At 70.6% G+C, this 7,996-nt stretch carries 9 protein-coding genes; 1 reads left to right on the top strand and 8 read right to left on the bottom strand.

All coding sequences use genetic code 11. The annotated features are described in order from the left end of the window. From R6V09_RS40425 to R6V09_RS40390, 8 genes are all read right to left on the bottom strand, one after another. Window positions 1-505, bottom strand: a 505-nt coding sequence (locus R6V09_RS40425) for an alcohol dehydrogenase catalytic domain-containing protein (RefSeq protein WP_317886477.1), incomplete at its 3' end; no start/stop codon positions are given. Window positions 506-547: 42 nt separating this feature from the next. Beyond that, on the bottom strand, window positions 548-1,234 hold the full coding sequence (locus tag R6V09_RS40420) for a lysoplasmalogenase (protein ID WP_317886476.1): 687 nt from the start codon (window positions 1,232-1,234) through the stop codon (window positions 548-550). Next, on the bottom strand, window positions 1,231-2,109 hold the full coding sequence (locus R6V09_RS40415) for a sterol desaturase family protein (RefSeq protein WP_317886475.1): 879 nt from the start codon (window positions 2,107-2,109) through the stop codon (window positions 1,231-1,233). Before R6V09_RS40415 ends, R6V09_RS40420 begins: the two co-directional genes overlap by 4 nt. 126 nt (window positions 2,110-2,235) lie before the next feature. Continuing rightward, window positions 2,236-2,958: a VIT1/CCC1 transporter family protein gene (locus R6V09_RS40410; RefSeq protein WP_317886474.1), complete on the bottom strand. Its 723-nt coding sequence runs from the start codon at window positions 2,956-2,958 to the stop codon at window positions 2,236-2,238. Window positions 2,959-2,983: 25 nt separating this feature from the next. After that, entirely contained in the window at window positions 2,984-4,231 is a 1,248-nt protein-coding gene (locus R6V09_RS40405) for an amidohydrolase family protein (protein WP_317886473.1), read from the bottom strand. Further along, the gene (locus R6V09_RS40400; RefSeq protein ID WP_317886472.1) at window positions 4,228-5,511 is read right to left on the bottom strand and encodes an amidohydrolase family protein; all 1,284 of its coding nucleotides are present in this window, start codon (window positions 5,509-5,511) and stop codon (window positions 4,228-4,230) included. Before R6V09_RS40400 ends, R6V09_RS40405 begins: the two co-directional genes overlap by 4 nt. A gap of 10 nt (window positions 5,512-5,521) precedes the next feature. Further along, entirely contained in the window at window positions 5,522-6,406 is an 885-nt protein-coding gene (locus R6V09_RS40395) for an SDR family NAD(P)-dependent oxidoreductase (protein ID WP_317886471.1), read from the bottom strand. Beyond that, a complete protein-coding gene (locus R6V09_RS40390) occupies window positions 6,406-7,203 on the bottom strand; it encodes an acetoacetate decarboxylase family protein (protein WP_317886470.1) in 798 nt (265 codons plus the stop codon). Before R6V09_RS40390 ends, R6V09_RS40395 begins: the two co-directional genes overlap by 1 nt. Before the next feature lie 172 nt (window positions 7,204-7,375). On the opposite strand from R6V09_RS40390, the gene R6V09_RS40385 reads away from it, so the two are divergent. Continuing rightward, on the top strand, window positions 7,376-7,996 hold a 621-nt coding region (locus tag R6V09_RS40385), incomplete at its 3' end, for an exonuclease domain-containing protein (RefSeq protein WP_317886469.1).

Genomic DNA, 7,996 nt, shown 5'->3' with positions numbered 1-7,996 from the left:
TGCGGGCGCCCGCGCCGAGGGCCGCGTGGTGGCCGGTGCCCATGACGTCCGACAGGGTCAGCAGGGCGGACAGCAGGTGGTCGTCGGAGGCCGCCTCCTTGGGGAGTCGTACGAGCGTGCCGTCGGCGAAGGGGACGCGTACCGCCTCGCCCTGGCCGCCGTCGTAGCCCACGGCGCCCCAGAAGCCGCCGTGCACGCAGGAGGTGGTGAGGCCCTCGCGGCAGTAGTCGCAGACGCCGTCGGACCACACGAAGGGCGCGACCACGAGGTCACCGGCCTTGAAACCGTTCACCTCGGAGCCCGTCTCCTCCACGATCCCCAGGAACTCGTGTCCGATCCGCTGCCCCGGCTGCCGGGCCGACTCGCCGCGGTAGGCCCACAGGTCGCTGCCGCAGACGCAGGAGCGCAGCACCCGGACCACGGCGTCGGTCGGCAGCTGCACCATGGGCTCGGGCACGTCCTCCACGCGCATGTCGAACGGGGCGTGGATGGTGGTGGCGCGCATGGCGAGGGTCCTTCTCGTCGCAGGTCTGCTGGTGCGGTGCGCTCAGGGGGTGGTCGAGCGCACTTCACCGTACGCCGCCGCCGGTGCGCGTCGCTCGGCGAGGGTGTCGAGCACGCCCTGGACCAGCAGGAACTGTGCCGCGATGTACGTCAGCATGATCCAGAGGTCGGGCCCGGGCAGCTGCGGCCAGTCGGCGACGCCGGTCGCGATGAGGGTGTCGGAGACCATGAAGAGTGCCCCGCCGAGCCCGGCGACGAGGCCGAACCGGGCGGCCGCGGCCCAGGCCATGGCCGTGAGGAGGGCGCTGTAGCCGGCCGCGGGGACACGCAGGTCCGCCGGGAGATCCGGCCACAGCAGCGCGACGGTGACGGCCAGGGCGACGGCGTACCCGAGGGCAAGGAAGCCGGCACGCGCGCGTGGAGCCCTGTTCAGGCCGCCGTACGTCCTGAAGAGGGCGAGGTAGCAGAGGTGGCCCGCCGCGAAGCAGGCCATGCCGGCGAGGAAGGCGGAGTCGGCGTCGGAGAGCAACAGGATGTCGCCGCCCCAGCCGAAGAGAAGTGCGGCGACGAGGAGCCGGGGTGCGCCGCGCAGGACCGCGTAGGCGGCGAGGAGCGGCATCAGGAGGGACTTGGTGACGGTGTGGGCGGGGTCGTAGCCATCGGCGAGCGAGAGCAGGTCAAGGGCGGCCGTAAGACCGAAGGCCGCCAGGAGGACTCGACGTGCGTTCACGCGGCAGCGGTCTCCTCGGCTACCGGAACACCCTGCTCCGGGACGGGCACCGGCTGCCAGCCCGGCCCCCGGAACACACGCCCCGCGCGCTCACGCCAACTGGTCGCCGCCTTCAGGTCCTTGGCGATGGCGACGTACTCATGGGTGGCGACCTTGATCGGGTTGAACGTGTTGATGTCCTTCGTCAATCCATAGACGGGCCGGTCAACCTCTGGGACGAACGACCCGAAGAGCCGGTCCCAGACGATCAGGATGCCGCCGAAGTTGCGGTCCAAGTAGCCGCCCTGGGAGGCGTGGTGGACCCGGTGGTGGGACGGCGTGTTGAAGACGAACTCAAACCAACGGGGCATGCGGTCGATCCGCTCGGTGTGGATCCAGAACTGGTAGACGAGGTTCACCGAGGAACAGAACGCCAGCGCGGCCGGGTGCACGCCCAGGGCGACGAGCGGGACGTAGAACGGCCACACCGTGAGGGTCGTCCAGGGCTGGCGCAGGGCCGTGGTGAGGTTGAACCTGCGGCTGGAGTGGTGGACGACGTGACAGGCCCAGAGGATGCGGATCACGTGGTGGCCGCGGTGGGACCAGTAGTAGAAGAAGTCCTGCCCGAGCAGCATCAGCGGGATCGTCCACCACAGGACGGGGACACGCAGCGGTGTGAGTTCGTAGATCGCGGTGTAGACCGCGACGATCGGGATCTTCCAGAGGAAGTCGAAGACGAGGCTCCCGAGCCCCATGCCGACGCTCGTCGCGGCGTCCTTCGCCTCGTAGCCCGCCGCGTCCTCGTCGGGGTGGACACGCACGCTGATCATCTCGATCACGGTGAGCAGCACGAAGGCGGGTATCGACCAGAGCACGGCATCGGGCAGGTTCGGCATGGGTGAACCGTAGGACCGCGAATCGGTCACGACTAGACGTTGTTACCCACAAGTATTTCCGGGGGTACGCGCTTGCTTGTTGGCGATCTCCGCCAACGGGCCCGCCACGCCCGGGCTGTGGGCCCGTTACACCCCCACCGCCCCCAGCAGCGCCCCCGCCGCATAGGTGACCCCCATCGCGAGTGCCCCGCCCATCACGTTCCGCAGCATCGCCGGCCTCGTGTCCGCCGCGCCGAGCCGTGCACTGCTCCAGCCCGTCAGGACCAGTGCGGCCAGCGACGACACCACGGTGACGCCGAGGCGCCAGTCCGCCGGCGGCAGGACGATCGCCAGCAGCGGCAGCAGCGCGCCGACCGTGAAGGACAGGAAGCTCGCCCAGGCCGCGTGCCAGGGGTTGGTGAGGTCGTCGGGGTCGATGTTGAGCTCCACGCGCGCGTGGGCGCGCAGCGCGTCGCGTTCCGTGAGCTGGGCCGCCGCCTCCATTGCCACGTCACGGGTCAGACCGCGGTCCTGGAGAAGTTCGGTCAACTCCTCCAGTTCGGCCTCCGGTTGCTCCTTCAGCTCGCGCTTCTCCTGGGCCAGGGCGGCCTTCTCCGAGTCGCGCTGGGTGGAGACGGACACGTACTCCCCCGCGGCCATCGACATGGAGCCGGCGAGGAGGCCCGCCAGGCCGGCCGTCAGCAGCGCCGAGCGGTCGTCCGTGGCGCCGGCCACACCGACGACGAGCCCCGCGGTGGACACGATGCCGTCGTTGGCTCCCAGTACCGCCGCCCGCAGCCAGTTCAGCCGCGAGCCCAATGTGCCGCTGTGGGCCTCGTCGTGGGCCTCGTCCTTGGTCGGTTCCGTCACACCCCGGAGGATCCCACCCCCGGTGTCACCACACCCGTACCGACGCCCCTCGGGCGAACACCGGGCTCGTCGCGTCCGCCGGCGGTTCGGCGAGCGGCTCCGCGATCTCGCTGACCGTGGGGCCGACCTTCGCCGCGATCGGGTCCAGGACGTCGAGGTCGAAGCCGTACACGCGGGCCGCGTTGCCACCGACCATCGCGGCGACCTCGTCGCGCGGCACGCGCGCGTACGCGAAGCGCAGGCCCTCCCTGGAGTACGGGTGGGTGCCCTCGTCGTGCGGGTAGTCGCTGCCCCACATGATCTTCTCGATGCCGATGCGGTCGCGCAGGGGCACCTCGTGGGGGCGCATGAAACTGGCGCCCACGAAGCAGTTGTCGCGCCAGACCTCCGAGGGACCCTTGCCCATCGAGGCGGCGAGCCCCGCGCCGAACCTGGACTCCGCGGTGGTCGCCTTCGACGCCGCGGCGACCAGGCGCCCGTGGTAGTAGTCCAGCATGTCGAGCACCCCGGGTATCCAGCCGGAGCCCTGCTCGGTCAGCACCAGTTTCAGGTCCGGGTGGCGGCGGAAGGCACCGCCGAAGATCAGGTGCCACAGGGCGCGGTGCGAGAACCAGGTCGTCTCGACCATGAACACCGCGCGGGCGGCCGGTTCGTCGCCGAGGGGCGGGGCGGCCGAGCCCGCGTGGTGGTTGACGGGCACGCCGAGTTCCGCGCACACGGCCCAGATCGGGTCGTACGTCGACGAGTACAGCTCGGGCAGCCCCGAGCCCGGTGGGGTGCCGGGGAGCAACAGGCCGCCCTTGAGGCCCGCTTCGACCGCCCGGCGGATCTCCTGGACGGCCTCCTGGACGTCGTTCAGGAGGATCTGGAAGACACCCGCCCGCCGGCCCGGCGCAGCCGCGCAGAAGTCCGCCAGCCAGCGGTTGTGGGCACGCAGGCCGGCCCAGCGGCGTTCGAACTCCTCGGCCGTCGGCGCGGGCGCCATGAGGGAGCCGGACGGGAAGAACGGCGGGATGGTGTTCGGGAAGACGACCTCGGCGACGATCCCGTCCTGTTCCAGCTCCGCGATCCGCCGCGCGGAGTTCCAGTTCCTGTCGGCCGTGTCGGCCACCAGGTCCTCGTACGGGTTGACGTACGTGGCCGCCCACGCGTCGAACTCGTCGTGGTACCGCTTCTCCAAGTAGGGCCGGTAGTCGAGGAGATCGGCGCCCGCGTGGCAGTCCGCCGAGATGACCGTGTACCGGTCCTCGCTCGTGGAGCCTGTGGCGCTCATGGGGTCGCCCCCAGCACCGGGAAGTCGTGGTCGGTCAGCCAGTGGCGGCCCACCTCGCGGGAGCGTGCCCAGGACGCCGTCACGGCCTCCTGGTCGTCCTGCTGGCCGAGTTCGGCGGGGGTTGGGCCTATGCGGCGGGCCAGCGGCTCCAGGGCCGCCGTGTCGAAGCCGAAGGCGTCGGCCGCCGCCAGGCCCAGCATGCGGCGGGTCTCGTCGACCGGGATGTCGTGGAAGGTGCGCTTCAGCCATGCGCGCGTGTCGGGCCAGGTGCCCTCGGGGTGCGGGAAGTCGCTGCCCCAGAGCATGTTGTCGACGCCGATCTCGTACCGCTGGGCCAGTTCGCGGCGCTTGGTGTTGGTGGCGCAGATGAAGACCTGCCGGTCGAGGTACTCGCTCGGCGGCCGTTTCAGCTCCGCGAACGGCGAGAGCTTCTTGCCGCCGTGGGCGCCCAGGTAGAGGCGGTCCATGAACCACAGCTGGTTCGGCAGCCACCAGCAACCCGACTCCGCGACACCGAACTTGAGACCCGGGTGACGTTCGAAGACCCCGGACCAGAGGAGGAACCAGAGCGGCCGGGCGGGCCACCAGGTCACCTCGCTGACATAGATGCCCAGATGGTCGCCGTACTCGTGCCGGGGCGCGGCCCCGGAGTGGGTCAGTACGGGCATCGAGCACTCGGCGGCGGCTGCCCACACGGGGTCGTAACGGCGGTCGTGGTACGGCTCCTTGTCGACCCACATGGAGGGGATCATCAGGGCGCCGAGGCCGGACTCCTTGGCGCGGTGGATCTCCGCGACGACCTTCTCCGTGGGGGCCGTCACCGGCAACAGGGCGACCCCGCAGTGCCGTTCGGGGTTCTCGGAGACGAAGTCGGCGAGCCAGCGGTTGTGGGCCTGTGCGCCCGCCATGCCCAACTCGGGGTCCTGGTCCCCGGAGAGGCCGAGTCCGACTCCGAAGGGCGCGGCGGTCCGGCTGTCGACGGCGTCGGCGTCCGGGAAGACCACCTCGGCGGCCACTCCGTCCCCGTCCAACTCCTTGAGGCGTTGCGGGGAGTCCCAACCCCCGCGCAGGCCCTCCTCGTTGTCCTGGAACCACTTGGTCGCGAACGCTTCGTTGCGGATGCCGAGCCGCGTCATCTCCTCGCGGCGCCGGTCGCGTCCGGCGAGGAACTCGTCGAAGTCCCGGTGGAACCGGGTGTCCAGATAGGGCCGGTACTCCTCGGTGGGCAGCCCGGCATGGCAGTCGGAGGAGATGATCAGGTACGGCTCCTGGTCGGTCACAACAGCCCCCTCAGTCCAGGATGAAGCTTTCGAGGTAGGACGGGTTCGCCCGGTCGAGCATCGAGGCCGCCCGGGCCCTGATCTGGGCGTCGCTGTGCTCGCTCTCGGGCAGCAGCCAGAAGCGGTCCGCGCGGATGCCGTCCACGACGAGGTCGGCGACCTCCTCGACGGGCGTGAAGGCGACCTCCTTGCCCGCCTCCCTCATCGCGGTCTCCCACTGGTCGAGGCTGCGGTAAGGGGTCCTACGGGGGCGCTCTTTCGCGTACCGGTCGGGCCGGTTGCGGTGCGACTCCCACAGGCCGGTGCGCAGCATGTGCGGCCCCGGGAAGAGCGCCGAGGCGCCCACGCGCGCGTGCTCCGCCCTGAGATGGGCGTACAGGGACTCGGTCATCGTCACGACGGCCGCCTTGGTGACGGCGTACACGGAGGCGGTGGGCAGCGGGGCGATACCGCCGTCCCCGGAGGACGTGTTGACGACATGACCGGGTTGACCCGACTTGATCATCCTCGGCACGAACGCCTGGATGCCGTGGAAGACGCCCCACACGTTGACGGCGAACGCCCACTGCCAGTCGTTCGGTTCGTGCTCCCACATCCGGCCCTCGGCGCCCGAACCGACGCCCGCGTTGTTGCACAGGACATGGACGGCGCCGTACGTGTCGTACGCCGACTCGGCGAGATCCAGGACCTGTTGGCGTACGCCGACGTCGACCACGCGCGCGTGCACGTCGGCACCGTCGGCACGCAGATCGGTGGCGGCCTTGTCGAGGGCGCCCTGCTCGACGTCGGCGAGGACCACCTTGAGCCCGTCGGCGGCGAACCGCCGTGCCATCGCGAGCCCGATCCCGCTCGCGGCCCCGGTGACGACGGCGACCTGACCCTCCCTCAGCTCCATCAGACGCTCCCTTCAGGGGGACCGTCATGGACCTGTTGCGGATCGTCGTAGCGCTGGTGGATATACGGCAACAGGGCCCGCGCGTCGACCCGTTCGACGACCTTGCCGCGCTGGTCGCTGGTCTTCTCGCCGATGGTGATGTCGACGAGGGTGCGTACGGGGAGGTCGGCGACCGGGTCGTACATGGACTCGCGCAGGACGACGTCCCCGGTGACGCGTTCGAGGCGGCGCACCTTCTCGTTGCGCAGGCAGTGCACGAGCACCGGGTCGGCGTCGAAGCCCGAACCGTCCACCGCGGGAAGGAACTTGAAGTAGAAGTCGGTCTTCTGGGTCGGCCCGGGCAGGGGCAGCTCCTCGCTGACCGCGCCGCGGATCTCGACGAAGGCGATGCCGTGCCGGGCGAGGGACGCGTGCACGACGAGGCCCACGCGCTCTACGGTGACCTCGCCGAGTTTCTTGGGTTCGCCGAAGACCTCACGGCCGCCGGTGAGGGCCCGTTCGTGGGTCATCGGCATGACCAGCGGGTACCAGCCCTCGACGCCGTCGTGCGCGGCGGCAACAGCGAACGAGCCCGCTCCCAGGGGGTATCCGGTCAGTTCGACCTTGCTGATGTTGACCCGGACCAGGGGGCGCCCGGTGGGCTTGAGGGGCGGCGGCAGGACCGCCGCGACCGCGTCCGGGTCGCTCTCCCAGACGGCCACCACACCCGTGGACCAGATGTCGGGGAGCTTGGAACTCGCTGTGCGTGCGGCGGCGATCTCCGCCTCGGTCCGTGCGCCGTACCGTACGCGTGCCATACGCCGTACCGCCCTTCGTAGGCCGTCATCCGTCAGGCGGGCAGCACGCTTGCACCGGACGGGCAAAAGGTCCATAGCCACGCGCGCGTGCGTTCGGCGGCCCCGAACGGGCGGACGGGACAAGGCACCTGAGGGACGGGGCTGTCAGTGACGGCCCGTATCCTCAGTGACCATGCTCGAAGACCACTCGCCCACAGTGTCCGCAGCCGCTCCGTGGCCGGCCGCGTATCCCCAGGGGTATGCGGTAGTTGACGTGGAGACCACCGGTCTGGCCCGGGACGACCGGATAATCTCGGCGGCCGTCTACCGGCTGGACGCGCTCGGCGAGGTCGAGGACCACTGGTACACGATGGTCAACCCGGAGCGCGATCCCGGCCCCGTGTGGATCCACGGTCTGACGAGTGACGTACTGGAGGGCGCGCCCCTCTTCAAGGACATCGCCGAGGAGTTCGCGACCCGCCTGGAGGGCCGGGTGCTGGTCGCGCACAACGCGGTCTTCGACTGGCAGATGATCGCCCGGGAGTACGCGCGCGTGGAGATCGAGCCCCCGGTCCGTCAGCGGCTGTGCACCATCGCACTCTCCAAGGAGCTGGCCCTGCCGCTGCCCAACCACAAGCTGGAGTCCCTGGCGGCGCACTTCGGTGTCGTGCAGCAGCGCGCGCACCACGCGCTGGACGACGCGCGCGTGCTCGCCGAGGCGTTCCGGCCGAGCCTGCGGGCGGCGGCGAGCAGCGGCGTACGGCTGCCGCTGCACGAGTGCCGGCCGCTGACCGAGTGGACCGCCGACCGAGAT

Source organism: Streptomyces sp. W16 (assembly GCF_033194735.1).
Taxonomy (GTDB): domain Bacteria; phylum Actinomycetota; class Actinomycetes; order Streptomycetales; family Streptomycetaceae; genus Streptomyces.
The sequence above is the reverse complement of the archived record's forward strand: the minus strand, read 5'-3'. Positions and strand labels throughout refer to the sequence as shown.